Below are 24,913 nucleotides of genomic sequence, written 5' to 3'. Positions count from 1 at the left end.
ATCATTCGTATTTTTTAAGGATCTCGGGCACCTTGTCCGGGGTCAGCCTGCCATAAACGTCGTCGTTAATGATGATGGTCGGAGCAAGGCCGCAGGCGCCGACACAGCGGCAGGCATCCAGGGAAAATTTTAAATCATTGGTTGTATCTCCCACTTTGACGCCAAGTTCTTTTTCCAGCCTTTCCAGAACCTTGCTGGCGCCTTTTACATAGCAGGCGGTACCCAGACAGACCCTTATTTGATACTTGCCCCGGGGTTTGAGGTTGAAGAACGAATAGAAAGTGATTGTACTGTAGACTTCACTAAGGGTTACATTTAGGGCTTCGGCCACCTTCTTTTGGACTTCCAGCGGCAGGTATCCCATTATCCCCTGGGCTTCCTGTAAAGCCTGGAGCAACGCGCTCCTTTGCCCCCGGTACTTTTTCAGCATTTCATCCACTTGATTCAATTTTTCTTCGAATTCGGCATTAGCCTTTACAGCAGCTTCCATTTTCATCCTCTCCTTCTAATGTAAAAGTTTTCATTTTCACTAATATCACAATATTGCTACTCCATATTTCTATTCCCTTATTACCACTTGCCTCCCTTCTTTGCCTTCAAGAGCCCATCTTATTTCTGTAAAATTCAATTCTTCCAGGCGGAAAAAGGTTTTCTGAAAAACCATTTCCTCCAGGCGATGGGCATCGGATGATGTAATTAATGTATATCTATCTAAAAAACCAAATTTTCTTCTGACTTCAGATTCTGAAATATTTCTTGAAAACTCCACCGCACTAAGCCTTAATCCTTCAGGAATGAATCCCAGCTGCCCCCATAAGCTGAAAGACCTTTTATCGATATGAGCCGGAATTAGCAGCCCTTCCATCTCCCACACCTTTTGGGATATTTCCTCCACCGTCAGAGTCGTCGACGTCAGGAGCATCCGCTCTTCTTCCGCCACCACATTTCCCGCCTCGTCGACTATCTGCTGATTCCCAAAAATTTCGGGATTGTTCTTCCTGGGGGGCATGTGGTCGTAAACGAAATTCTGCCATTCCAAAATAGAGTTTAAATCCTCAAAAAAACACAAAAGGTGAACTTCTTCCACGCTTTCCACTTCCATGCCGGAAAGTATGAATATATCAAACCCTTTTGACGCATCCTGCACGGCTTTAATGTTTCTTGCGGAATTATGGTCGCAAATGCCCACTATCCTGGTGCCCATGAGTCTTGCCATATTTAGTATATTTACCGGGTTCATCTCTTCATGGGCGCAAGGAGAAAGGCACGTGTGTATATGCAGGTCCGCCGGGTACTCCTTTAACATCTTTCTCTGCTCCCCGTGAGCAAATTATACAGTATACCGCAAATTTGGTATACGGGCATCTTGCTGGTGAGGATGGGTATATTTTCCTCTTCAGCTTTCTTCACGGTATTTTCATCCACTTCCACTCCCTCGGCCACAATAATGCCCGCAAGACCAAGCAGGGAAGCAACCGCCACTATATTCTGATGGCTTTGAATGGTTATCCATACCTGATTTTCTTTGGCGTGCGCCATGACCCAGCTCAAAAGGTCTGAAGCGTAACCGCCTTCGACTCTCCTGTCAGTATTTGTCCCTTTAGTTACCAGCTCCAGTTTGAGATGACTTTGCAAATCACTGAGGGTCAATCCGCATCACCTCCCTCATTTTTCCTCCATGGTAGGAGGCAATTTCTGCGATAAGTTCAGCATCTCGGCAGCCAGCTGCTTTACTTTATCTCTCAATTTAAATACGCAGTCTGTCTCATTAGCTTCGCCTTTTACTATATCTTCAGCCAGTGCCCGACAGTTTGGAGAACCGCAGCTCCCGCAGTCAAGACCTGGGAGGCCTTTGACCGTTTTCTCTAAAAGTTCCATCTTTTGTATGGCTCTGGCTACATCATCATCCAGTTTAAGAGAAGATTTTGGATGGATTACTTCTTCAAAACTGTAAAAACCTTTTTCAATCCTTTTTTTCACTTCTTCATACTTGATATTACTTTCACAATTCAGCTTCTCGGACAGCCTCCTCATCTTAACCCGGGCTACAAAGCGGTTTTCCACCGTCAGCGCCCCGCCTATACATCCTCCAATGCACGCCTGGCATTCTATATAGTCAATATCCTTTAGCTTATCCATTTCCACTTCTTCCAGCACTTCTATGCAATTGTGAATACCGTCCACTGATAGATGGTTTTCGCCGCCTATGGCCAGACTTTCGCCGCCAGCCCTGCCCCATCCGACGCCGATCCCTGAAGATTTTTCAAACATGGACTTAAAATCGTCTTCGCCAAGTTCTTTTATTACCGCACCATAGATTCCAGCCATCGAAAAAACACCATCAACATACGATTTTGCGGTACCGATAGGTTGCTTTATCGACGTAACCTTTGCAGGGCAAGGGCTTATAAAAAAAGCCCCTACTTCTTCCGGTTTAAAACCCAGGGCTGCACAAATTTCACTTTTTGCTCTCTTTGCAGCGATTTCCATAGGGGCTTTTACCGGAATAATATTCTTGATAAGCTCGGGAAATCTCACCTGGATGAGCCTCAGTACCGCCGGACAAGACGATGAAATGAGCGGCCTTATTTCTTTATGCTCTTTTATATACTTTTTTATGGCAATCGAAACTTCTTCCGCGGCAAGAGCAACCTCATATACCTCGTCAAAGCCCACCTTTTTGAGTGCACTCAGTATACTCTCTCTGGAAACGCCTTCCTTAAACTGGCCGTAAAAGCTGGGGGCAGGCAGCGCCACTTTGAACTTGAATTCCTTTAACTTTTCAAACCCCTCAGCGGCAGCATACTTTGCATTGTTGGGGCATATCTTTATGCACTCACCGCAATCAATGCATTTATTTTCCAGGATATGAGCTTTTCCGTTTCTTACCCTTATGGCTTCAGTGGGGCACCCTTTTATACAGTTGGTGCATCCCTTACACTTCTCTATATCCAGAGTAACCGAATGGTAATACTGCCACAAGGAATTTCACCATCTTTCGATATTATAAGTTGATAATCATTCTTACTCTTGTCCCTTTTCCGACAATAGAATTTATTTCAAAAATATCGGAAAATTTCTTCATATTGGGAAGACCCATGCCCGCTCCAAATCCCAACTCCCTGATGCGGTCAGGCGCGGTTGAATAACCTTCCTGCATGGCCTTTTCTATATCGGGTATTCCCGGACCCGAGTCGTCGGCTATCACCTCAATGTACCTGGGGGTGATGTTAAACATCAATTTGCCCTGATAGGCGTGAATTACGATGTTCATTTCTGCTTCGTAAGCCGCTATGGCTACCCTTCTCATAGCCGACGGATCAATGCCTATCTGCTTTAATATTTTTTTTGCCTGTTCGGTGGCCTTACCCGCGTTGTTGAAGTCATTGCCCCTGATGTCATACGACAATTTCATGGCCTGAAGGGATTCCTGCTCCCTGGGAACGGCTTCGGCTTTGCCCGGCTGCTTTAACGCTCCGCCTCTCAATCCCGCTTGATAAAGGATTCCACAGGTTTCGTAAAGAGGATAAACCGTGCGCAACAGCGGCAATTTCTGTTCCCTGGCAAGGTCAATAACATCTTTTGGCGGGACCTTCCCCCGTACGAAAACTATTGCTGCAAAATCCGACATACCGGCCGTCTGGATAATCTGCCGGTGAGTAAGGCCGGTGAGCAGTACGGCATTTGTCTTGGTATCGGCCAGAATATCGCTCATCAGGTCGGCACCGCAGGCATTCTCCACTTCTTTGTCAAGGTACTCCTTTCCCCAAAGTACTTCCGCCTGGAGCAACTCCTTTATACGGGATAGTTTCATCGAGCATCCTCCAGATAATACGTCAGGTACTCCAACTGAGCGGCAAGATCCACCCTTCTCAGCATGATATTTTCCTTAACGCTTATGTTCACAGGAGCAAAATTTATTATACCTTTTATGCCTGCTTTTATAAGTTGATCAGCCACATCCTGAGCTACCGTGGCTGGAACGGCTATAATCGCCAGTTTAATGTTATGGGCTTTGGCCTTTTCCTCCAGGGAATCCATATGATATATCTCGATTCCCGCAAGTTTCCTGCCAACCTTGTTCGGATCAGTATCAAAAATGCACGCAATATCAAATCCCCGTTCGGCAAAACCTTTATACTGCGAAAGAGCTCTCCCAAGATTTCCTGCACCGATTATGGCTACCGGCCACCTCTTGTCCAGACCCAAAATTTTCATTATATAATTATACAACTCCCTGGAATTGTATCCAACTCCCCGGGTTCCAAATTCCCCAAAATAGGCCAGGTCCTTTCGAACCTGAGCGGGAGTGACACCGGTAGCCTTGGCTATATGCTGAGAAGAAACAGTGTTAATCCCCTTCTCATCGGCTTCTTTCAAATACCGCGAATACAAGGACAATCTGCCGATGGTGGCATCGGGTATCTTGAATTTTTTAAACATGTGATCTTACCACTCCTCTATTTAATATTAGCATAATCGCCGTCTTTTTACAATAGAACAAGAGAAAATAGTCACAAAGTTATTCTATATTTTTGTGATTGTTAATTTTTTAACAATATGCCTTTTAATTGAGCTTGCTCCATTTATACTGGGAATTCGTGATCTTAAAATTGTAGCGGTTTATGCCCGAGCTTGTATAAACCCTTCGATCGCCGGTAACAAAGACAGCTTCTATGTTCGGTGTTCTTTCTACAAAGCTCATTCCCTCTTTCAATCCCAGCGCAAAGACCGTGGTAGACAGGCCGTCGGCGTCAATGGAACTATCCGATATAATAGTCACGCTTACGAGACCGTTTTCGACAGGATACCCGGTGGAGGTATCCAGTATGTGGTGATATCTCTTTCCATTTTTCTCAAAAAATCGCTCATATACCCCCGATGTAACCAGGGTTTTATCGGCTACTTCCACAGTGGCAAAGGTATTGCCCCTGGGCTCGAAGGGGTCCTGTATACCTATCTTCCATGGCAGCCCGTTGGGTTTTTTCCCCACAACATAAATATTCCCCCCCAGGTCGGCTGCGGCGCTTTTTATGCCGTTTTCCTTTAAAATTCTTACCACTTCGTCGGCGGCATATCCTTTGGCAATGGCTCCAAGGTCTATGGCCATATGGGGTCTTTTAAGCATGACACTGTTTTCGGATTCTTTCAAAACCACATCTTTATAATTTACGAGCTTCAAAGCTTCTTTTATTTCATTTTGAGACGGCACCCGGGCCCTGTCGGTACCTATACCCCACAGCTTTACAAGGGGGCCTATGGTTATGTCGAACCTTCCATGAGATTCTTCGGAGTAATAAAGTCCCTTTTTTATGACATAAAAGGTATCGGGGCTGACTTTCTGGAAACCTATTCCGGCCTTTTTATTTATTTCTATCACCTCGCTATCCTGGCCATTGACCGTCATCTTTTTTTGAATATCGTTAATCCTGTCAAAGGCTTCGTCAATCGCTCTTTGAGCTTCCGGCCCGTAAGCTGTAATCTGGATCATCGTGTCAAGCAAAAAGTTGGTTTTGGTCAGGGGTTTTTCGGGCGTCCCCCTACTGCAAGATGTAAGCGTCATCACTGCAACAACCGCTATCAGAAACGCTGCAATTAATCTTTTCATCAATAAAACGGCTTTTTCGCCATGCCTCCTTTTATTTTATTATTTTATTTCTTTTTTATTATATCAGGAAAATCCCTTAAAAAAAATATCACGATTTTTATTTATTCTTCAAGCATTTCAAAAGTCCTGCCGGGCAAACATTTTGTTGTAATATTTATTAAACACAAAGTGATTTAAATCATTTACATTATGACTTCAGCAGGATATATTAAAATTTGAGGTTTTTTATACGATTTTAAAGGAAGGAAATATAATTCCGGCATCGAATATAATATAATAAAATTAAAATTCATACCGGCTCAAACTGTATGAAAAAATGAACATGTTGTTTTTATCGTCTTTACAATGCAACGTTAAAAGGTATATACTATAATCAATCAATCATATTAAAAATTAATAGAAATTTGTTTGAGCTTGTGATGGTTCCAACAAATTATAATTTTTAGGAGGAGGAAACCTATGGAAGAAAAAAAGAAAATAGTAGTGCTGGGAGGTGGATTTGGAGGTCTCACAGCGGCACAGGCCCTGGATAAATTTTTAAGGCGGAACAAAAACGTTGAAATAATGCTAATAAACAAAACAAGCAATCAGGTATACCTTACGGAACTGCATGAAATAGCAGGGAATCGTATCCCGCCCGAGGGTGTGCTTTATTCTCTCGAAACCGCCCTTGACCAGACTAGAATAAAGCTCATTGTGGATGAAATTCACAGGGCCGATATAAAGAATCGGAAGCTTTACGGCAGAAAAGGCGAGTACTCGTTTGATTATCTAATACTTGCTTGCGGCAGTGAACCGGCCTTTTTCGGCATCCCAGGAATGAAAGAGAACGCATTCACATTGTGGTCTCATGAAGATGCTCTGAGAATCAGGGAACACATAATAAAAATGTTTAAGGCCGCCAGCGCCGAAACCGATGAGACAAAAAGGCGCGAATACTTAACCTTCGTGGTGGGCGGCGGGGGATTTACGGGCATCGAGATGATAGGTGAGCTGGTTGAATGGGTGGAAGACCTGTGCATTGAACACAATATAAAGCGCCATGAAGTCTCTTTGATGGTGGTGGAAGCTCTACCTAAAATCCTTCCAAACCTGTCCGACAGCCTTATTGAAAAAGCTTCAAATTATCTTAAGAAAAAAGGTGTCCGCATACTTACCAATTCCCCAATTACCAATGTGGCTGCCGATTCCTTCACTTTAAAATCCGGGGAAGTCATCAAAACCCATACCCTCATCTGGACCGGCGGCGTGCAGGCCAACAGTTTTGTGGCAAATATTGGGCTTAAAACGGGAAGTCGCGGCCGTATCGAAGTCAACGAGTACATGGAAACCAGCGAACCGGGAATATACGCCATCGGTGACAACTGCCTGTTCGTAGAAAAAGATGGGAAACCCATGCCCGCTCTTGTAGAATCGGCCATGCAGTCGGCCCAATGCGCCGCCTATAATATAGCCGCGGAAATCAACAACAAGCCCAGGAAACCGCTGAACCTCAAGCTTCACGGTAACATGGTTTCAATCGGTGCAGAATACTGTGTGGCCGAAGTAATGGGAATTAAACTCACAGGCTTTCTGGCCACCGCCATAAAACATCTGGCGGATATGCATTACCTTTTTGGTGTCAGCGGTATAGGCTTTATCATGGATTACATTGATCGCCAGTTCTTCCGGAAGACTCGTAATAAACCCATGGTCATAAAACATATCGGCGTAAGTACCAGTGCAGCCTGGCTTGCATTCCTGAGGATTTACCTGGGTTACAGGTGGCTCATGTCAGGGCTTGAAAAGGTGAATTCGGGTTGGCTCTCTGCTGGAGACAAACTGGTGGCCGGCGCTTCAACGTCCCCCATCGGGCCGAATACTCCCGAATGGTACGCAAACTTTATGGAAAAAGTTGTATTTCCCAACGCATTGCTATTCCAGATTATGATTACTCTCGGTGAACTTGCCATAGGCATATGCCTGATCCTGGGTCTTTTTACCGTGCTGGCGGCTCTGGGCTCCATATTCATGAACATAAACTTCATGATTTCCGGGTCCGGCGATATGTGGTTCCTGGTGGTTTCCATAGTAATGCTGGCCGGTGCCGGCCGCTCCTTCGGCCTTGACTATTACGTAATCCCGTATCTTGCCAGGGTATTCAAGCGCTTCGTGCGCCGGGGAGAAATAAAATTGACCGTATAAAAATACAGGGGGTAAGCTAATGCTTACCCTCCCTTTTTTTCGTCCTCCGCAATTCAAACGATAAGTTTCTGACCATCGTTTTGCTAATTAAGGGACCGGCAGAAGGATTGTCTGTCAGGCTGCAGTCTTAAGCTTTTTTCCAATAAATCCACCGCTTCCTGAGGAAATTCTTTTGCAAGCACACCGGCGGATGCCATGATGTAATCGTGGTCTATAAGTACTTCTGCATCACCGGTAGGTAAAAGCTTTTTTCCTTTCTTATACTGCCGCAGCTTTTGAAGTATTTCCCTGCCGTGAGGCAATCTTGTCAGGGCTCCACCGGTGCCTATAATCCACCTCACCCGGCTCAGATCCTTGCCCTGGGCGATGGAATACCTGCCCGTAGGGCCGTAAAGATACTTTATTTCACCGGCATGGCGGTTGACGGCGATAATGCATGCCGTTTCCGCAAGGTATTCAGCCAGCTTGATTTCCTCCGGCGTTTTCGGAATCGGCGGCTGTTTCTTTATAGCCTCCCGGATATCGATATCGAGCGCTTTACCGGCTTCTTCAACGCTCACATTTTCCAGTACGTGGTAGCGGTTTACAAAAACCCCCAGATCGCCTTCCACCGTCCTCTTGGCCTCCGGTTCCGGCGCCACCAGGATTTTCGCGATTTCATCCGAATCTTCGGTCACCGAGTGCACATCGGTGGTGGCTCCTCCCACATCAAGCACCATTAAATCCCCTATTTTCTCTTTTAAAAGTCTTGCGGCGTTCATTACCGCACCCGGCGTGGGAATGATGGGGCCGTCTACCATGGTGCGGATTTTCTCCATACCAGGCGCTATTACAATGTGCTCTTCAAATACATCGTGTATGACCTTTTTCGTCGGCTCTATATTGAGCTCGTCTATGCGGGGATAAACATTATCGACAAAAAATACCCTGTTTTTACCCTGAAAAATCTCCCTGATTTCATCTCTGGCAGCCACATTTCCGGCGTAGATTACGGGGGTGTCAATTCCTAATCCGGCGATTTTTGCCGCATTGGATATGGCCGTGGCTTTTTCGCCGTAATCTACCCCCCCTGCCAGCAGTATTATATTCGGTTTAATCTCCAGTATCTTTTTGAGGTCGAGCGGGCTAAGCGGGCCGGCGGTGACCATATGGAGTACAGCACCTGCTCCAAGTGCAGCTTCTTTCGCGGCTTTGGCCGTCATGTCGTATACCAGGCCGTGAACTGTCATCTTGAGTCCACCCGCCGCACTGCTGGAAGCCATCATCCTATTCCACTTTATACCGGTTTTGAGGTTTTGTTCGAGGTTTTTTACAGCACATTCCAGCCCAACGGTCACATCCCCCTGCAGCACAGTGGTAGGAGCTATGCCCTGGCCGATAAATTTGGGGCGTGAAGTGCCCAGATCGGAAAAGGCATTGACAACCGTTGTGGTGCTGCCGATTTCCGCCACTATAACGTCTATGTTTAACATATAAATACCTCCATTGCAGGTGGGAGACATTTTGCAATTTGTGGGATGGGTTAAAAAGGATTATTTTAAAACTTGTGCGGCATCCACAGACTATGGCAAAAGATGGATGCCACACCTGGTTTTATTTACTCTCTTTTTCCTTCGCCCTCAGTGCCTTCACCAGGAAGCTCGCCACGTCTATACCTTTAGTGCCCCTGCCAAAGCCTGCGTCAAGCCCTGATTCCTTTGCAATTTCATCGGTGACCTGTGTCCCGCCGCCCACCAGGATTACCCTGTCCCTTATTCCTTTTTCAATGCACAGCTCATGGAGCTTCTTCATATTGATTCTGTGAATATCGGCATGGGTTATAATCGTGCTGATTAAAATGGCGTCTGCATCGATTTCTATAGCGGCGTTCACTACTTTCTCCACGGGCACCGACGTCCCCAGGTAATGGCACTCAATGCCAAACCCCTCCAGGCCTCCGTGCTTTATATCAATGATCTCCCTCATGCCGACGGAATGTTCATCTTCCCCAACCGTTGCAGCCACGATTTTTATGGGATGCTCTTTCACATAATTCCTGATCTCATCGGGTGTAAGGACTTCAGGCTTTTCCGGTATGATCAGATCTTTTGGATTTATTTCAAAGGGCACTTTTCCTTTGACCTCCAGGTATGTCCCTTCGGCGGGCTGCATGACCTCCTTGTGAATGACTTCCACATCGGAAAGGCCGAGTTTTTTTGCCATTTCCACGGCCGCAAATTCCGCAACCCTTTCCTCAGAGGGAAGGAATATATTCAGGCAAATGTAACCGTCCGCAAACCATTCCACCTCGGGCTTAATAAACCCATTTTCCCTGATGTGGCGGGTTTCTTCCAGCCTGCTCAACACATTGTCCCTTTCGTCCAGTTCGTCTATATAGACTATCTTGTCCGGATTACACAGCGTACACCCTTCTATGAGGTCGCAGGGCTTTTCCACCCATTCGGGTATATTGTTGTATCCGAAGTGATGGCACACGGGCGCCATGTAATCCTCATCTCTTTTTACCACAGTCCCGGCTCCCACGCCTCCATCTATCTTCCTTACGATACCGTCCCCGTTTCTCTCGGGATACATACCGGAATCCACAAAGAATCCCTGCTCCACGGCTTTGAAATAACCCCCGACTTCTAAAATCTCTTCAAGGAAAAGTACAGCTCTTTCTTTAAGCTCCCGGACTTTTTCTCCAAGGGGGCCGTCCCTTTTTATTTCCACCATTTCCTTTAGGCCGTCCATACCCGCCAGAGCCTGCTTTGCGGTGTCCACCGCCTGCACGTTGAAATAATGCCACGGCACGTTCCTGCCCTCGTCGGGAGTGATGGTGCTCTGGATATCCGCACTGGTCAGGCGGGATATCAGTAAATTCAACACATGAGTAACCGTGGCCTCCCGGGTGCTGGACTCAATGTACTTTGTGTTCATCTGTGCTCTCATTTTAAAGCCTTTAAACAGTTCTCTTAACGCCACGGCGTAAGGCAGGTCTATCCGGAGGCACGGGGCCGGCGGAGCTGTTGGTGGCACCGTTGAGAGGCAGATGTTCTCCTTTCTCATACCCACTTTTACCGAATACATGGCGTTAATGGCATGCTGCACCATGAGCTCCGGCATGACCTTCCACGCTTCCCGGGCGGTGGCGTTGGCGTTATGGGCACCGTCTATCTGGGCCATATCCGCCCAGGCCATAATTTTCTTGGCCACGGCGGCATCCACAAAGGACCTGATCATATTGACATTCCTGTACAGCACGTTGTACTGTGGGTCCTGGTGTGCACCGTTGACGCCTTCTTCCGCAAAAAGCACCGCCACCTCGGGTCCCGCCACACCGCTGACATATGAATGAAAGTTTATGGGCCTTCCAACTTCGTCTTCAATTAAATCCAGAGCTTTCCTGGTAGCCCGGAGCTGCTTTCGGGTGATGGGCACACCGCCTACACCCTCGGGCGTCCCTTCGATAAGCCCGTCGAAATGGCTCTGGCCAGCGGTCCTTATGACCATGATGTGATCCGCCCCGTGCCAGGCGGCCATACGCATGCGCCGAATATCGTCTTCAAAGCGACCGGATGCAATTTCAGTCGTAATGACATAATCGGGCTGCGGATCTATGTTTCCGAAATGTTTTGCAGCCGGCAGCGGTACACTGTTTTTAAGGGCTTTCGATGTTTCATGATACTCAAAAGGCCCCAGCTTTTGATTTTCCACCTTTTCCCGCCAGTGCCATCCACGGCGGCGGGGCCTGTAATGCTCCAGGTCTTTCAGTATCTCTTCTATATCAATTTTTTTATCTTTCTCAAGTTTCATTTCCTCACCTCCCCGGATGTGACCTTCCGGAAAAGATTGGGGTTTGAAACATCGACTTTCAGTGCCGATTCCATCTCATCCCATCCCTCTCCCCGGGCAAGTTTCTCTCCTGCGTCTTTGATGGATATATTTTTAAACAGAGCGTATTTCAACACCACATGGCCGGCTCCCTTTCCCAAAAGGCCCTTCTCCACACACCTGTCGACTATGGCTCTGGCGGTCAGACTGTCAAAACCCATGCGAAGGAGCACCGAGCGTTCAATGGAAGGCGAAGTGTGGGTCCTGGCCAGTTCAATCAGAGGATCCACGATTTTTTCCGTAAGTTCCCAGAACCTCTTTTCCAGTTCTTCTTCCGTAAGATGAGCCAGGTGTTTTCTGCGCAGTTCAAAATCATCCTTTCGCTGCATGCTTTCCCCTCCTTTGATAATCGCCGCGCTAATATTCTGTTTCGGTGTAAAAGTCACTTTCCTGCCGGAGATGACCCGGCGGCGGACATAGTTTCTGCACCCAAATCATGTTTATAAAATTTCCATGCGGGCATGCCGTAATTCGATGCTGTAAAAACCGTTTTCGGCAATTAAGATTGCCGCGCCTTTATTTCTCTTATTATGCTTTTTATATAATCCTCATCCGTCTTTGTATCTTCCGCTAAGAATTCGATGTCTTCGGGCCTAATCTTTACCCCTTTATAGTGATTGAGGCAGTTTTTGACATATGATTTTCTAAGTTGATCCAGGTCTACATCTTTTACTCTTATCTGTGCGGGGTTTTCCGGGATTACTATCCTCTCACCTGGCTTATCATCTGCCGGGTCTCCCCTTCTCACTTCAACCCCCATTTCCCTTGCGAAAGTCAATTGGGCTGACGGGAGTTTTCCCGCACCGGTGTACTCCGTTTCCTGCACCACCAGAATTTCGTCTTCATCCATCTCCCGGGCTATGGCAAAAGCCGCAGCCAGCGAGGTGTTGCCCGCCGGTCCCCGTTCCATGCCCTCCAGCTGGGCAAGGGCTTCGGTCATATAAAACACCTCCCCCTGGCTCACCGTAACATATCGGTCCAGATATCGTAGCGGCCTTGCCGCATTCCTCGGGACGTCCGCCCGATCCGGCCAGGTGGCAAAAGGGACGCCAAAACCCGTGTGACCGGTGGTAAAGGACTTCCTGTTAAAATCGCTGTCGCTGGCCATGTGAAGGCCCGTAAGGTCTACACTGGCACCTATGATTTTCGTATTTTTACAACCGGCCTTCAAAAGACCACGGGCGGTGCCGGTGACATTGCCTCCACCGGCATGGGTTATTACCACGGCGTCCGGCTCCTTACCCGTTCTGGCTCTCACCTGTTCGGCCAGCTCATATCCCAGGGTCTCAATACCGGCAATCCCGAAGGGCGTGTAAAGGGAAGCGTTGAAATAACCGGTCTCTTCAAGCAGGCAGAGAAACGTATAGAAAAGCTCCGGGCCCACCGTGAGCTGGACCACCTCCGCACCCAGCGCCTCGCATTTCCGGCCTTTTTCCAGGATCTCCGGCTGCCCCCGCCCCTTGCTGTCAAAGACTTCCTGCACCACTATGCACTTTAAACCCCTCATGGCCGCCTGGGAGGCCACCGCCGCGCCGTAGTTGCCGCTGGTGGCCGAAATTATCCCCCTGTATCCCAGCGCTTTTGCCCTGTAGGCCGATACCGAAGCCCTCCGGTCTTTGAAGCTTCCGGATGGGTTGGCGGCTTCGTCCTTTATAAAAATCCTGGCGCCTTTACCGGGCGGTGCCGTCATCCTTGCAAGTTTTGTCAGATTTTTAAGCTCAATTAGAGGGGTGTTTCCCACACTGGTCTCGGCCTGTATTTTCCTGATCTCCTCTATGCTGTATCCCACATCCCTCATCATTCTTTCGTAATCAAAGGCAATACCGCCGGATTCAAATTTATCGTAATCTATGCCGACGGCTTTTTTCATTATTTCGTTTTTTCTCGCCATTACGGCAGAGTAACTCATGTCCCTGCTCATTTGTTCCCACCTTCTAAAAGCTTTCTAAGCTCCATGCCAATGGTGAGTAATTCCGGCACCGGCTTTCCAAAATTGTGCTCGTAGACTGGATTTACCCTTACCAGCTTTCCTTTCACCCTTCTCCCGATGACCGTTTCTATCTCTACCTCGTCGCCGATAGAAGCGTCATGGGTTATAAAGCCTTTTTGCCAGACTTCCAGGGGGACTTTTTTTGTATCCTCCGGAAGATGCGGCGACCGTTCTTCCGGTTTGAGCACTATCCTGTGTATCTGAACCCAGTCGCCTTTTCTTGCATCCATCACCTGCGGCACCCGCCTTTTATGAGTTCCCTCACATCACCCATTAAGGCTGCAGGCACCGGCAAGTCCTTCATTGTAACAAGGCCCGGCTTTGCGTTTACCACCTGGGGTATCATATTTACCGCTATGGCAATGGTGCCTGTTCCCCCGGGAAGTTCGGGCTTGATGGCAAGATTTATATTCGGAGTTCCTTCGATGTTTATATAATCGCCGGTTTCCACATTCTCCAGTTCGGGGCGTATCTGCTGGGGATGTTCCAGGATAATAACCGGTTCGCCCTTTCGCTGGCCTATACCGATGTGGCGGCATCCGGCCACCATGCCCGGTTCAACTTTGACGTAAGGCGTTTCCCTGTAGGTTCTGGAAACTATGGGTTCCCTGGTTTGCTTTATTTCATCGATCTCAAGCCCCAGTGCTCTGGAAATCATGGTGATGGATTCGTTAAATCCGATGTGGCCCACAATGCTGCCGTCCTCCAGGCCTTTTTTGAACTCTTCCACGGTGGTCCCCACGCCCTGGGTCCTCATCACAGTTGTGCCGAAGGGCGAGAGGTCATTTATCCTGCGGGCAGTGATTTTCTTCACATCCATGCAAACGCCGCTCAATGCGATTATGAGTGTATCCAGCACAAAGCCGGGATTTATCCCCGTCCCCAGAACAGTAACCCCGTGCTCTTTTGCAAGCCGGTCGATTTCTTTCGAAAGCTCCGGTTCACCGTAGTCCGGGCAGGCCATTTCTTCCGCAATGGTTATAACATTCTTGCCATTTTCCACTATTTTCTTTATCTGGGGGAAGACTTCTTTAGTAAAAGACGAAGTAGCAAGCAGCACCACATCGGCCTTTTTGCTCAAAACTTCGTCCACATTGCCTGAAACCAAAACCCCGGTCTTTTTATCAAGTCCCAGCACTTCACCGAGATCTTTGCCGCTTTTTTCAGGTCTTGAAGCTATGGCTCCGGCTATTTCCATCCCTTTTTTCTGCAAAATCATCCTGGCCATCCCACCACCCATGGCGCCAAGACCCCAGACGATGACTTTTATGTTTTCCATCTACATCGCTCCTTTTTTACAATTTGGAATGTTATCAAAAAAATTAAATAGCAAAGTTTATGCCATAATGTCATACTTGAACCGGAACGATTTTCCGGTGAGCCCGAATTTTTTAGCAGAATAACATGAGCAAATTTTTTTGCACTGAAAATCCCCGGAAGAATATCCGGGGATTGGTCTTAATCTTTTTAAAATTGCTGCCTTCCGCTGTTAATATAATTCAAAAAAGCCCAGGGTGCATAGGCGGTGGCCGAAATGCAGCATATTGCTGGCCACTCAAGTAAGAATTGTCATAGCGGTAATTACAAAAGCGAAGACAGCTAAGTTCTATCAATATTTTAACGCAAAAAATTTTGCGTTATTAAGATTATCGGAAAATATAGGACTAAGACGATGTATCTTTTGCAAGTTAGAAGCCTTGCATTCTTTGATGCAAGGCTTCATTATCAAAACGAAGGTTTATATAATGAATTAGAGCAGATATTACACTAAAGATTTGTGGAAGTTGTGAATTAAGCCATATTTCTGAATTATTTATTAACCAGTTCCTGATTGGAGAAAAATTCATCTAATAATTTCTTTACATCTTTACTCAACAGGACAACGGAAATCATATTCGGTATTACGATCATTGCCAGCAAAATATCGAGAAATTGCCACAATATTTTCAATCCACCTATTGATCCCACAAAAATGGCAGCTAGGTAGATATATCTCATAACTTTAGAAAATGCAAGGCCGAACAGGTATTCAGCCTGCTTTTCTCCATAATATATTATAACAATTATGGTTGAAATAACGAATAATAAAACACTCACGGTAACTACGCTGCTACCCAAATAACCGAAAACCGAGGAAAAAGCCAGTGCAGGAAATGAACTAGCTTTAGAAGCGTCTGCATTTTTCCAGATCCCTGTCGTCAGCACCACCAGAGCGGTAGTTGTACAAATGATTAATGTATCTACTACCACTTCGAAGACTCCCCAAAATCCCTGCCTTACCGGATGATCAATGGTCGCGGCTGAATGTGCCATTGGCGCCGTCCCCATACCGGCTTCATTGGAATAAACTCCCCTTGCTATACCCCATCTCATAGCACCGGCAATAGTCGCCCCCGCAAACCCTCCTACAGGTGCCGCGGGTGTAAATGCATATTTAAATATAGACACAATTGCCCCAGGAAGTTCTCTAATGTTAAATAAGATAACAACGAGAGCTCCGATTATATAAAATAATGCCATAAACGGTACCATGTATTCTGCCACACTTCCTATTCGCTTAATGCCACCTACTACGACAAGTGCTACCAAAAGTGTTACTATTATACCGGTCACAATTGGTGAAATTCCCAGCGTAGCAGCAGAACCTACCACGGAATTTGCCTGAACCATAGTGCTTGGTATAATTTCCAGCATTAAAAATAAAGCGAACAGGGTAGATAAAAACTTCCACCCAAGACCTTTTTCAATGTAGTACATGGGGCCTCCGACATAATTTCCCTCTTCATTAACCTCTCTATATTTTAAACCAAGAACAACTTCGCTGAATTTTGATGCTGAACCTATCAACGCTGTTATCCACATCCACAGCACCGCCCCCGGACCACCTAAGGCTATCGCCACCGGAACACCTACGATATTTGAAGCCCCGACTGTAGACGCCAGTGCGGATGTTGCCGCCTGGAAAGGAGTTACTGTTCCTTCACCTTCAACATTCTTTCTGAACATTTTTCCAAAAGTCTGTCTCATAATATAGCCAAAGTGTATAAACTGGAAGAAACCCAGTCTGACTGTTAAGAAAACGCCGCCGCCAACCAGGATGATCAACATCGGTATGCCCCAAATCCAGTTACTAATATCGCCGATAATTTTCAATAGTGATTGCACTTGTAAATTCACTCCTTTTTGCATTTGATTTCTTTACCTGCCTAGAAAATAAGCTTAATGAGTAGCGTAGCACCCATTTTTTGGTTAAAAAAAGTTTATCACCTTCTTTCCATAACATTGATAAAATTTATAAAGATTTAACTATTTTTAGAATGACATTTTAGCAGATTCAATATAGTCTTTTCCAGAATAAAAGGCATGGCATCAAAAGAATAAGAAGAGCTTATTCTTTCCGTCATCTTATGGGCGTCTTTCCCATAAGGTCCTATATTTACGACAGGCATGCTTATCTTCTTGATGGCTTTTACTGGTAGCGAGTATTTTCTGGACCAGGCGGGCATGTTGTTGATTAACTTGGCAATACTTTCGTCATTTTCAGCAATACTACAGTAGCTCAAATCAGATATATAGGGGAAAAATTTTTTGGTTACAATCTTGTAATCATATTGCTTCTTAGCTTCTTCTACGGCTTGATTTACCGCTTCTAGAAGCCTCTTTTCCTTCTCGTTTTCCCCTTTTACAAAAATATGTGGATAGTAAGGAGGTGCAAAATATAATACAATCAAAGGATTTTTATCGGGGTAGTACTTATGTACTTCCTGTACAATCCTCAATGAAAACTCCCTGTCATCGACACCTTTTTCGAGAAGTTCATCGACCAGACTGTCAATCATTTTATCCAGCGCTTCTCCTAACTTCTCTTTCACCTGACTGTATAGTTCTTCAAATGTCAGCACCCGGACCTCCCAGGGAAGCTTTTTAAAAGGTATATTGCTTAGTTCACAAAACTTTCTGTATTCCCCATTCAGTTTTTCTATAGTATTTTCAAAAGCCAGGACAGCCTTTTCCTTGAGTTTTTCTAAAACCTCATCGGGCTGGCTTATATGGGTAGCAAAATTAAAATACAGGTTTACGGCATTGACGGTTTGCACCGAGTATTCAGTTTTAAGATCTCTCTGATGGAGGCTTATCGGGGGTAGCGTCACTTCCCCATCGGCAATATCGCAGAGGTCATAACTCAAATCCACCTGCTTCATTATTTCAGCTGCAAGTAAATTTGCGTCAAGACCATTGAAAGCCTCACCCACATGGGTTTCCTTACCATATACATAAAAGCAGGGCAAGAGTTTTCCTACCGTCCCGATGTATACGTACTTGTTTTCATCACCTGGGTAATGACCTGTCATGTAATCGGTATCTATGGCAGCTATAAACTCCCAGCCCTTTTCTTCGGCAATTGCGGCAAGGTCCTCGACCGCTGAAAGCATACCTGCTGAATTTCCCTCTTCATCAGGGACGCCGATAAACACTAGATTTCCGTCAAGTTCATTTGTCTTCTTTGAAAACTCTTCCATCATAACTATTAGAGAAGCCACGCCGGCTTTCATGTCGAAAATACCTCGACCAAATAACCAATTATCAGACTCCAGATCCTCCAATATTTCCTGATTAACTTTTTTCTCAGCCAGTTTCTTTTTTAGCATATTGGGGTTTGTTGCAAATTCTTTTAAATCCCCGTAATCTTCTATACCTACGGTGTCGATATGCCCTAGAAGTAAGATGGTTTTTGAAGAACGGAAATTGGTGCCTTCAATAAAAGCCATGACATATTTTCGTCCCAAAGAATCTTTCTTTAAATCAACTATTCTTAATTTGTCAGAATATAGCTTAAAATAATCTATTTTCCTGAAAATACTATATATCTTCTCAGCTATACAAATCTCTCCTACTGTCCCCACTATGCTAGGAATGCTAGTAAGTTCCATGGATAAATTTTTGATTTTTTCCTTTAAGTTTGTCATCATACTCCCCCTTAGCCATTGTTTTAAGTAAATACTCATTATTAATATTAATTTTTTAGTTCAATAGAACTTATACCACTTTATTGCTATTGCAAATATTAAGCCAACTTAATTAAGGTAAGAAAAAATTATTTATTGCATGCATTATCAGCCACATTATATGGTAGCATAATTTTAGATAAATACCGATATAATAAAAATTCTCTGCAGCAATCTAAATTATGTCTTTTTTAAACAAAATATAAGCGAAAAAATTGTTTTTATGACATTTTTTTTGCAGTAACTATAAATCGCGCAAAAAAATTTGCAATCAAATTAATTTGTTGCAATTTTTTCCACATATCTGGATGTCATAAGACTTAGCATGGCTCCGTAGGTCACGTCAAACTCTATTACATCTCCGACCTTGATATCGGGGCGCTTTGTCACATCTATAAGCAAATGGTCGCTGCTGGCTCCAAGGATTTCCATAGATTTATCCACCGGTGTTAACCCTTCAATCCGGCAGTCCTGCTTTCCGAGCGCCACAATAGCTCTCCTCATGGGACCTTTGTCTTCGTATACCGGTACATTGCCGAAAGCGTCCCGGCCTATTTCTCCTATGGGGTATGACGGTTTGACCTTAACTTCTATAACTTCTGTTTTTAGTTTCATCGTACCCTTCAAAATTCCCGGAATATCCCTGAAATTAGTAGTATCATTGCCCAGTAAAATGCCCTCTCCTATCCTGAATTGATTTATTCCCGGCGCAAGCTCGCCCTTTTCAAGCAAAGCCAGAGTGGCCGTATTTCCACCCGACAGGGTTTTAACTTTGATTCCATACCTTTTTTCAATGTCACCGGCCAGATCCACCAGTACTTTGGTATTTTCATAACTCGGCAGGATTCCGCCATAGCAGCCTACATTGGTTCCCAGACCCTCGAATTCTATACCGGGGAGGCCGATAATTTGTGCTACCACATCCAGTACATCTTCCGGCATAACCCCCTCCCGCAGATCCCCGACATCCACCATTAAAATGACCTTGTGGGTTCTGCCGATCGCTCGAGCTTCCTGTGACAGCGCCTTAATCACATCCACTTCAGAGTTAAGGCTTCCATCCGCCAGGCGAACCGCATCTTTTATTTCTGAAAGCATGGGAATTCGTATTAAATATATCGGGATCTCTAGGCCCGCTTCCCTCAATTCCTCAATATTTTGAAGTCGGGAATCCCCAAGCTTTCTCACACCCCCTTCCAGCATGGCCTTTACCACCGGGAGAAAGGCGCATACTCCTTTGGTTACGGCCATTACTTCAATCCCGTTTTTCCCACAATAATCCACTACATAACGGGCATTATGGCGAATTTTGGCGATATCGATCTCCACTCGGGGATATTTCACAAAAACCACCTCCAAAATCCATCATCATCAATTAACCATCACCCTGCATAATCCGTAAGGGTAGAACTTTTATTTATCTGCTGCAGGCCAGATTCTCAATGGTCTTTTCAAGGATTGCAGGCATTGCATCCAGGGAATAAGAAACGCTTAACCTTTCGGTAAGCTTGTGTGCATCCTTACCGTAGGGGCCGATATTGACCACCGGCATACTGATTTTCTGAATGGCCTTCAGCGGCAGGGAGTACTTTTGGGGCCATGCCGGCATATTGCCAATCAGGCTGGAAAGCATGCTCTGTTCGTCTGTTATGCTGCAGTAGCTCAAATCGGAGATATATGGATAAAACTTCTTTATCTTTATATCATAATCAAAAGCCCGTTTTGTTTCTTCAACCGCCCGGTTTACCGCCGCCAAAAGTTTTTGTTCCCTCTCGTCATTTCCCCGAACATAAATATGTGGGTAATACGGCGGAGCAAAATAAATGACGATGATGGGATCTTTGTCGGAGTAATATTTGTGAACTTCCCGGACGATTTTTAAAGAAAACTCCCGGTCGTCCACATCATCTTCTAGCAATTTGGTTGCCAGCTGTTTTGTTATTTCATCTATTTTTTCACCCATTTCCGTTTTGACTTCGTTATATAATTCCTGGAAAGTTAAAACCTTTGTTTTCCATGGGAGTCTTTTGTAGGGGATGTTGCTAAGTTCACAGTATTTTCTATACTCCATATTCAGTTTCTCTATCACATTGTCAAAAGCCCGAACGGCCTTTTCTTTTAATTTTATCAAAACCTGATGCGGCGTGCTGATGTGGGTGGCAAAATTAAAATACAGGCTTACGGCATTTACGGTCTGAACGGAATACTCTTTCTTTAGGTCTCGCTGGTAAAGGCTTATCGGCGGGAGAGCCACTTCACCGTCGGCGATGTCGGTCAGGGTTTTGTTTGAAGTATTCTATACGGTTTAACCACCGGTATATCGCATGAGCTATTTCCACTTCTCCCGATGACCCTACCACACTGGGTATCTTCGTCAGTTCGAGCGCCAGTTCTTTAATCTTTTCCCCAAACCCGCTCATGAAAAACACCTCCTACCATTCTCTTGTAAAGTTAACCGTACCCTTGTTTAAAATGCCCAGCCAAGAAATAATAAAATTTGTTCGTTAATACTTTAATTTTAGCAAACTCTATGCCACTCAAGGGGTAACTCTTTTAATTTTATTAATTTAAATTTGTTAATAAAAAAACGAAGATTTCGTTATATGAATTTTGAAATCAGCCGGATGAATTCACCTTTATTTTGCAAAATATATTGTATATACTTTTCAAACGTGCAAAATTATTTTGCGCGATATAATAGGTTTTCCCTGTTTTTTCTGGTTGGTATGTTATTTGCGTATTTAATTATTTAAAAAAATGGATTGGAGGTAAAGCCTATGAGAATACGCACCATCATAATGGGAGCCGCGGGCAGGGATTTTCATGTATTCAACACATACTTCAGGGACAATCAGACCTATGAAGTGGTTGCATTTACTGCCGCCCAGATTCCCAACATTGAAGGCAGGAAATACCCGGCGGTTCTTTCGGGAAAACTTTATCCGGATGGTATACCCATCTGTCCTGAAGAAGAGTTGCCGGAACTTATTAAAAAATACGATGTGCGCCAGGCAATTTTTGCTTACAGCGACATTTCTCATGAGGATATCATGCACAAAGCATCTATCGTGCTGGCAAACGGGGCAGACTTTCGCCTTATGGGACCCGCCAACACCAGTATAAAATCTGTAAAACCCGTGATTTCCGTATGCGCCGTCCGCACTGGAGTGGGCAAAAGTCAGACCACCAGAAAAGTTTGCAAAATCTTAAAGGAAATGGGCAAAAAAGTGGCGGCTATAAGACATCCCATGCCCTACGGCGATCTTAGCCAGCAGATTTGTCAGAGATTTGCCACCTACGATGACCTGGATCGGCACAAATGTACCATAGAAGAAAGGGAGGAATATGAACCCCACATCGACAGCGGCACCATCGTATACGCCGGAGTCGATTATGAAACAATACTCAGGGAAGCGGAAAAAGAAGCCGATATCATCGTATGGGACGGGGGAAACAACGATTTCCCATTCTATAATACCGACCTGCACATCGTGCTTGTAGATCCTTTAAGACCAGGCCACGAACTTTCATATCATCCTGGAGAAACCAATTTCAGGATGGCCGATGTTATAGTCATCAATAAGATTGATTCAGCCAATGCCGCCGACGTCCAGAAAATAAGGGAAAATATCGAAAAGGCCAATCCCAAAGCCGTTGTCATAGAGGCTGCATCCCCCATTACCGTGGAGAATCCCGAGATGATCCGGGACAAACGGGTGCTTATAATTGAAGACGGCCCCACCCTCACCCATGGAGGTATGGGCTTTGGAGCAGGTTTTGTGGCCGCCAGAAAGTTCGGAGCCCGGGAAATCATCGATGCCAGAGTTTATGCCGTAGGAAGCATAGAAGAAACTTACAGGCGCTACACCCATCTGGAAAAGATCCTGCCCGCCATGGGTTACGGAGAAAAACAGATGAAGGAGCTGGAAGAGACCGTCAATCGCATAGACTGCGACGTGGTAGTTTCCGGCACCCCCATCGATATCACCCGGGTCATCAAACCAAATAAGCCCGTGGTCAGAGTGAGATACGAATTGCAGGAGATTGGAAAACCGGATCTATACGATGTTTTAAAGAAATTCAAATAATGCCCGCAAAGAGGGTGATCCCTTTCGGGGTCACTTTTTTTATTCACAGAATCACGAAATATTTTATGCAACCGGGTATCCAGCAACGTTTTTCTGCAAAAATTTTCGTTGGCAGTGCAAATAATATTTGCATATGTATTTAAAAACTTAAACTTAAGCCTGTCCCCATAGTAAAAATAAAAAATTTTCTATTTTGTTGGAATAACTTGTGCAAAACATACTTTTTTTGTATTTAATGTCTGTTTACATTACCCGTAATTTATCCAATATTGATTAATTTCTGTAATATGGCATGTTTTATGCATATCTAATTTTTAAGATGCAAATGTGGGCGCCCCAATAAAAAATAATCATTATAAATTCAAGGAGGCGGTATTGTGCAACGAAGGTGGCGAACCTTCTTAATCCTTTTCCTAATCATTATTATCGCAGGCCTGATTTTTTCTGCGGCTTACGCGCAGCAAGAAGAAAATAAAGAAGCAAAAGTTGATTTTGGCATGATGTCGTTGCTTCCTCCTTTTTTAGCTATTGTCCTGGCGTTCATAACAAAAGAAGTGGTGCTTTCCCTTTTTCTTGGAGTGTTGGCAGGAGCTACAATGATGAACGGTGGCAATTTGTTCGCCGGGTACCTGCGGGCTCTGGACCAATATATTTTAGGTGCCTTGGCTGACTCATGGCATGCCGGCATCCTGATTTTTTCTTTCACCATAGGAGGCATGGTTGGAATCATGACGAGAATGGGCGGAACCCAGGCGGTTGCCGAAGCCCTAGCAAAGCTGGCTCGAAACTCCCGGGGCGCTCAGATAGTTACCGAAGTACTGGGCTGCGTAGTATTTTTTGACGATTATGCCAACACTCTCGTGGTGGGCCCAACCATGAGGCCACTATGTGACAAGATGAGGGTATCCCGTGAAAAATTATCTTATATAGTTGACGCCACCACCGCTCCAGTAGCGGGAATAGCTTTGATGTCTACCTGGATAGGATACGAAGTCAGCCTTATAAAGGATGTATACGAAAAAATGGGAGAACCGGTAAACGCCTACGGTACTTTTCTTGCAACCATACCCTATAGGTTTTATGAGCTTTTAACTCTTATCATGGTCTTTCTCATCGCATATATGATGAGGGATTTCGGCCCCATGTATGAAGCCGAAATCCGGGCCCGGCAGACTGGAAGGGTGCTGGCTGATGGAGCAAGGCCCATGTCCGCCATGGACCTCATTGACGTACAGCTTCGCGAGGGAGCAAAGCCCAGGATAATAAATGCCGCCATACCCGTCTTTTCTCTCATTGTCCTGGGGTTTGTTAGCCTCTGGTACAACGGCGGCGGTACACAACTCCCTCTCACCTGGGCCGGAGTCCGGGAAGCCTTTGGTAATTCCGATACCAGCGTGGCTCTTATATGGGCTGCCACAACAGCCACCATTATTACAATAGGTCTGGCTGTAGGGCAGAAGATACTGACTTTGCGAGACGCTCTGGAAGCATGGGTCGACGGTGCCAAGGCCCTGACCATAACCGGAATAATTCAGGTGCTTGCTTGGTCTCTGGGCAGTGTCACAGAAGATGTAAAAGCCGCCCAATACCTCATACAGGTAGCTTCCGGCTCCATAAGTCCTGTGATAATTCCCTCCCTGGTATTCATAATCTCTTGCGTTACCTCCTTTGCCACCGGAACATCCTGGGGTACTATGGCCATAGTGATTCCACTGGCGCTGCCTCTGGCTCATGCCGTGAGTCCCCAGGTGATGCTCCCCACCCTGGGAGCGGTACTGGCTGGGGCCATATTCGGTGACCACTGTTCACCCATTTCCGATACCACTATAATGTCGTCCATGGCTTCTTCTGCAGATCACATGGATCACGTGAAGACTCAAATCCCCTACGCAGTAACTACGGCAATGGTCGCCCTTGTGGTTGGATATATCCCGGCAGGTTTTGGCGTACCCGCCTGGATTTCCCTTGTGCTGGGCGCGGCAGGCCTTTATGCTCTGGTACGATTCATGGGAAAGCCGGTAGAACTCTACAGCTATGACCAAACTCTGTCGGAAGGCGGGACTTCCTAAATAAAAGATAAGCAATACGACTCAAGGGCTGGAGAATTTTAACCAGGCCATTTTTTTTATAAATTTGATTCTGATGGATAAAAAGTCGTTTACAA

Annotated in this window: 21 protein-coding genes and 1 pseudogene; 3 read left to right on the top strand and 19 right to left on the bottom strand. The window is 45.5% G+C overall.

The window, feature by feature from the left end; genetic code table 11:
• Position 1: 1 nt before the first annotated feature.
• From nuoE to ACKX14_RS02835, 8 genes and pseudogenes are all read right to left on the bottom strand, one after another.
• Entirely contained in the window at positions 2 to 490 is a 489-nt protein-coding gene (gene nuoE, locus ACKX14_RS02870; RefSeq protein WP_422444470.1) for an NADH-quinone oxidoreductase subunit NuoE, read from the bottom strand.
• A 69-nt stretch (positions 491 to 559) separates the two neighbouring features.
• On the bottom strand, positions 560 to 1,306 hold the full coding sequence (locus tag ACKX14_RS02865; protein WP_422444468.1) for a histidinol phosphatase: 747 nt from the start codon (positions 1,304 to 1,306) through the stop codon (positions 560 to 562).
• The gene (locus tag ACKX14_RS02860; RefSeq protein ID WP_422444466.1) at positions 1,300 to 1,650 is read right to left on the bottom strand and encodes a DRTGG domain-containing protein; all 351 of its coding nucleotides are present in this window, start codon (positions 1,648 to 1,650) and stop codon (positions 1,300 to 1,302) included. The genes ACKX14_RS02865 and ACKX14_RS02860 overlap by 7 nt, the downstream gene beginning before the upstream one ends.
• 15 nt (positions 1,651 to 1,665) lie before the next feature.
• Positions 1,666 to 2,982, bottom strand: coding sequence for a [Fe-Fe] hydrogenase large subunit C-terminal domain-containing protein (locus ACKX14_RS02855; protein WP_422444464.1), 1,317 nt, complete (start codon positions 2,980 to 2,982; stop codon positions 1,666 to 1,668).
• A 22-nt stretch (positions 2,983 to 3,004) separates the two neighbouring features.
• Positions 3,005 to 3,415 (bottom strand): ATP-binding protein, encoded by a 411-nt coding sequence (locus tag ACKX14_RS02850; protein ID WP_422444669.1) that lies wholly within the window; start codon positions 3,413 to 3,415, stop codon positions 3,005 to 3,007.
• Positions 3,416 to 3,508: 93 nt separating this feature from the next.
• Positions 3,509 to 3,814: pseudogene (locus ACKX14_RS02845) on the bottom strand (DRTGG domain-containing protein); the annotation flags it as partial.
• Positions 3,811 to 4,443 carry a redox-sensing transcriptional repressor Rex gene (locus ACKX14_RS02840; protein WP_422444462.1) on the bottom strand — a complete coding sequence of 211 codons (633 nt, stop codon included), beginning with the start codon at positions 4,441 to 4,443 and terminating at the stop codon, positions 3,811 to 3,813. The gene ACKX14_RS02840 and the pseudogene ACKX14_RS02845, both read right to left, overlap by 4 nt.
• Positions 4,444 to 4,567: 124 nt before the next feature.
• Entirely contained in the window at positions 4,568 to 5,608 is a 1,041-nt protein-coding gene (locus ACKX14_RS02835) for an FAD:protein FMN transferase (RefSeq protein WP_422444460.1), read from the bottom strand.
• Between the two features lie 459 nt (positions 5,609 to 6,067).
• On the opposite strand from ACKX14_RS02835, the gene ACKX14_RS02830 reads away from it, so the two are divergent.
• Positions 6,068 to 7,792, top strand: a complete 1,725-nt coding sequence (locus ACKX14_RS02830) for an FAD-dependent oxidoreductase (RefSeq protein WP_422444458.1) — start codon at positions 6,068 to 6,070, stop codon at positions 7,790 to 7,792.
• An 83-nt stretch (positions 7,793 to 7,875) separates the two neighbouring features.
• Here ACKX14_RS02830 and ACKX14_RS02825 read toward each other — a convergent pair whose 3' ends face one another.
• From ACKX14_RS02825 to ACKX14_RS02775, 11 genes are all read right to left on the bottom strand, one after another.
• Positions 7,876 to 9,264, bottom strand: coding sequence for a GlmL-related ornithine degradation protein (locus ACKX14_RS02825; protein WP_422444456.1), 1,389 nt, complete (start codon positions 9,262 to 9,264; stop codon positions 7,876 to 7,878).
• Between the two features lie 121 nt (positions 9,265 to 9,385).
• A complete protein-coding gene (oraE, locus tag ACKX14_RS02820) occupies positions 9,386 to 11,587 on the bottom strand; it encodes a D-ornithine 4,5-aminomutase subunit OraE (protein ID WP_422444454.1) in 2,202 nt (733 codons plus the stop codon).
• Positions 11,584 to 11,994, bottom strand: a complete 411-nt coding sequence (locus ACKX14_RS02815; RefSeq protein ID WP_422444452.1) for an ornithine aminomutase subunit alpha — start codon at positions 11,992 to 11,994, stop codon at positions 11,584 to 11,586. Before ACKX14_RS02815 ends, oraE begins: the two co-directional genes overlap by 4 nt.
• A 170-nt stretch (positions 11,995 to 12,164) precedes the next feature.
• Complete coding sequence (gene ortB, locus ACKX14_RS02810) at positions 12,165 to 13,586, bottom strand: 2-amino-4-oxopentanoate thiolase subunit OrtB (RefSeq protein WP_422444450.1); 1,422 nt, start codon at positions 13,584 to 13,586, stop codon at positions 12,165 to 12,167.
• Positions 13,583 to 13,885, bottom strand: a complete 303-nt coding sequence (gene ortA, locus ACKX14_RS02805) for a 2-amino-4-oxopentanoate thiolase subunit OrtA (protein WP_422444667.1) — start codon at positions 13,883 to 13,885, stop codon at positions 13,583 to 13,585. The genes ortB and ortA overlap by 4 nt, the downstream gene beginning before the upstream one ends.
• Positions 13,885 to 14,934, bottom strand: coding sequence for a 2,4-diaminopentanoate dehydrogenase (ord, locus tag ACKX14_RS02800; protein WP_422444448.1), 1,050 nt, complete (start codon positions 14,932 to 14,934; stop codon positions 13,885 to 13,887). The genes ortA and ord overlap by 1 nt, the downstream gene beginning before the upstream one ends.
• A gap of 530 nt (positions 14,935 to 15,464) precedes the next feature.
• Entirely contained in the window at positions 15,465 to 16,820 is a 1,356-nt protein-coding gene (locus ACKX14_RS02795) for an alanine/glycine:cation symporter family protein (RefSeq protein ID WP_422444665.1), read from the bottom strand.
• Between the two features lie 137 nt (positions 16,821 to 16,957).
• A complete protein-coding gene (locus ACKX14_RS02790; protein ID WP_422444446.1) occupies positions 16,958 to 18,622 on the bottom strand; it encodes a M20/M25/M40 family metallo-hydrolase in 1,665 nt (554 codons plus the stop codon).
• A 315-nt stretch (positions 18,623 to 18,937) separates the two neighbouring features.
• Positions 18,938 to 20,005 carry an alanine/ornithine racemase family PLP-dependent enzyme gene (locus ACKX14_RS02785; RefSeq protein WP_422444444.1) on the bottom strand — a complete coding sequence of 356 codons (1,068 nt, stop codon included), beginning with the start codon at positions 20,003 to 20,005 and terminating at the stop codon, positions 18,938 to 18,940.
• Positions 20,006 to 20,078: 73 nt separating this feature from the next.
• The gene (locus tag ACKX14_RS02780; RefSeq protein ID WP_422444442.1) at positions 20,079 to 20,915 is read right to left on the bottom strand and encodes a hypothetical protein; all 837 of its coding nucleotides are present in this window, start codon (positions 20,913 to 20,915) and stop codon (positions 20,079 to 20,081) included.
• Between the two features lies 1 nt (position 20,916).
• On the bottom strand, positions 20,917 to 21,081 hold the full coding sequence (locus ACKX14_RS02775; RefSeq protein WP_422444440.1) for a hypothetical protein: 165 nt from the start codon (positions 21,079 to 21,081) through the stop codon (positions 20,917 to 20,919).
• A 357-nt stretch (positions 21,082 to 21,438) separates the two neighbouring features.
• On the opposite strand from ACKX14_RS02775, the gene ACKX14_RS02770 reads away from it, so the two are divergent.
• Together ACKX14_RS02770 and ACKX14_RS02765 are read left to right on the top strand one after the other, a co-directional pair.
• Complete coding sequence (locus ACKX14_RS02770) at positions 21,439 to 22,749, top strand: cyclic 2,3-diphosphoglycerate synthase (protein ID WP_422444438.1); 1,311 nt, start codon at positions 21,439 to 21,441, stop codon at positions 22,747 to 22,749.
• 377 nt (positions 22,750 to 23,126) lie between these two features.
• Positions 23,127 to 24,818, top strand: a complete 1,692-nt coding sequence (locus ACKX14_RS02765) for a Na+/H+ antiporter NhaC family protein (RefSeq protein ID WP_422444436.1) — start codon at positions 23,127 to 23,129, stop codon at positions 24,816 to 24,818.
• Positions 24,819 to 24,913: the final 95 nt, after the last annotated feature.

This window comes from Thermorhabdus hydrogeniformans, from assembly GCF_049310025.1.
Classification (GTDB): Bacteria; Bacillota; Thermosediminibacteria; order Thermosediminibacterales; family Tepidanaerobacteraceae; genus JBJYKD01.
Note: the sequence above shows the minus strand (reverse complement) of the source record. Positions and strands in the feature narration are given on the sequence as shown.

What these genes read in the sequence shown, in the direction of transcription:
- nuoE (WP_422444470.1), bottom strand. Translation starts at nt 490, where the DNA reads ATGGAAGCTGCTGTAAAGGCTAATGCCGAATTCGAAGAAAAATTGAAT.
- ACKX14_RS02865 (WP_422444468.1), bottom strand. Translation starts at nt 1,306, where the DNA reads ATGTTAAAGGAGTACCCGGCGGACCTGCATATACACACGTGCCTTTCT.
- ACKX14_RS02850 (WP_422444669.1), bottom strand. Translation starts at nt 3,415, where the DNA reads ATGAAATTGTCGTATGACATCAGGGGCAATGACTTCAACAACGCGGGT.
- ACKX14_RS02840 (WP_422444462.1), bottom strand. Translation starts at nt 4,443, where the DNA reads ATGTTTAAAAAATTCAAGATACCCGATGCCACCATCGGCAGATTGTCC.
- ACKX14_RS02835 (WP_422444460.1), bottom strand. Translation starts at nt 5,608, where the DNA reads ATGAAAAGATTAATTGCAGCGTTTCTGATAGCGGTTGTTGCAGTGATG.
- ACKX14_RS02830 (WP_422444458.1), top strand. Translation starts at nt 6,068, where the DNA reads ATGGAAGAAAAAAAGAAAATAGTAGTGCTGGGAGGTGGATTTGGAGGT.
- ACKX14_RS02825 (WP_422444456.1), bottom strand. Translation starts at nt 9,264, where the DNA reads ATGTTAAACATAGACGTTATAGTGGCGGAAATCGGCAGCACCACAACG.
- oraE (WP_422444454.1), bottom strand. Translation starts at nt 11,587, where the DNA reads ATGAAACTTGAGAAAGATAAAAAAATTGATATAGAAGAGATACTGAAA.
- ACKX14_RS02815 (WP_422444452.1), bottom strand. Translation starts at nt 11,994, where the DNA reads ATGCAGCGAAAGGATGATTTTGAACTGCGCAGAAAACACCTGGCTCAT.
- ortB (WP_422444450.1), bottom strand. Translation starts at nt 13,586, where the DNA reads ATGAGCAGGGACATGAGTTACTCTGCCGTAATGGCGAGAAAAAACGAA.
- ortA (WP_422444667.1), bottom strand. Translation starts at nt 13,885, where the DNA reads ATGGATGCAAGAAAAGGCGACTGGGTTCAGATACACAGGATAGTGCTC.
- ord (WP_422444448.1), bottom strand. Translation starts at nt 14,934, where the DNA reads ATGGAAAACATAAAAGTCATCGTCTGGGGTCTTGGCGCCATGGGTGGT.
- ACKX14_RS02790 (WP_422444446.1), bottom strand. Translation starts at nt 18,622, where the DNA reads ATGACAAACTTAAAGGAAAAAATCAAAAATTTATCCATGGAACTTACT.
- ACKX14_RS02775 (WP_422444440.1), bottom strand. Translation starts at nt 21,081, where the DNA reads ATGAGCGGGTTTGGGGAAAAGATTAAAGAACTGGCGCTCGAACTGACG.
- ACKX14_RS02770 (WP_422444438.1), top strand. Translation starts at nt 21,439, where the DNA reads ATGAGAATACGCACCATCATAATGGGAGCCGCGGGCAGGGATTTTCAT.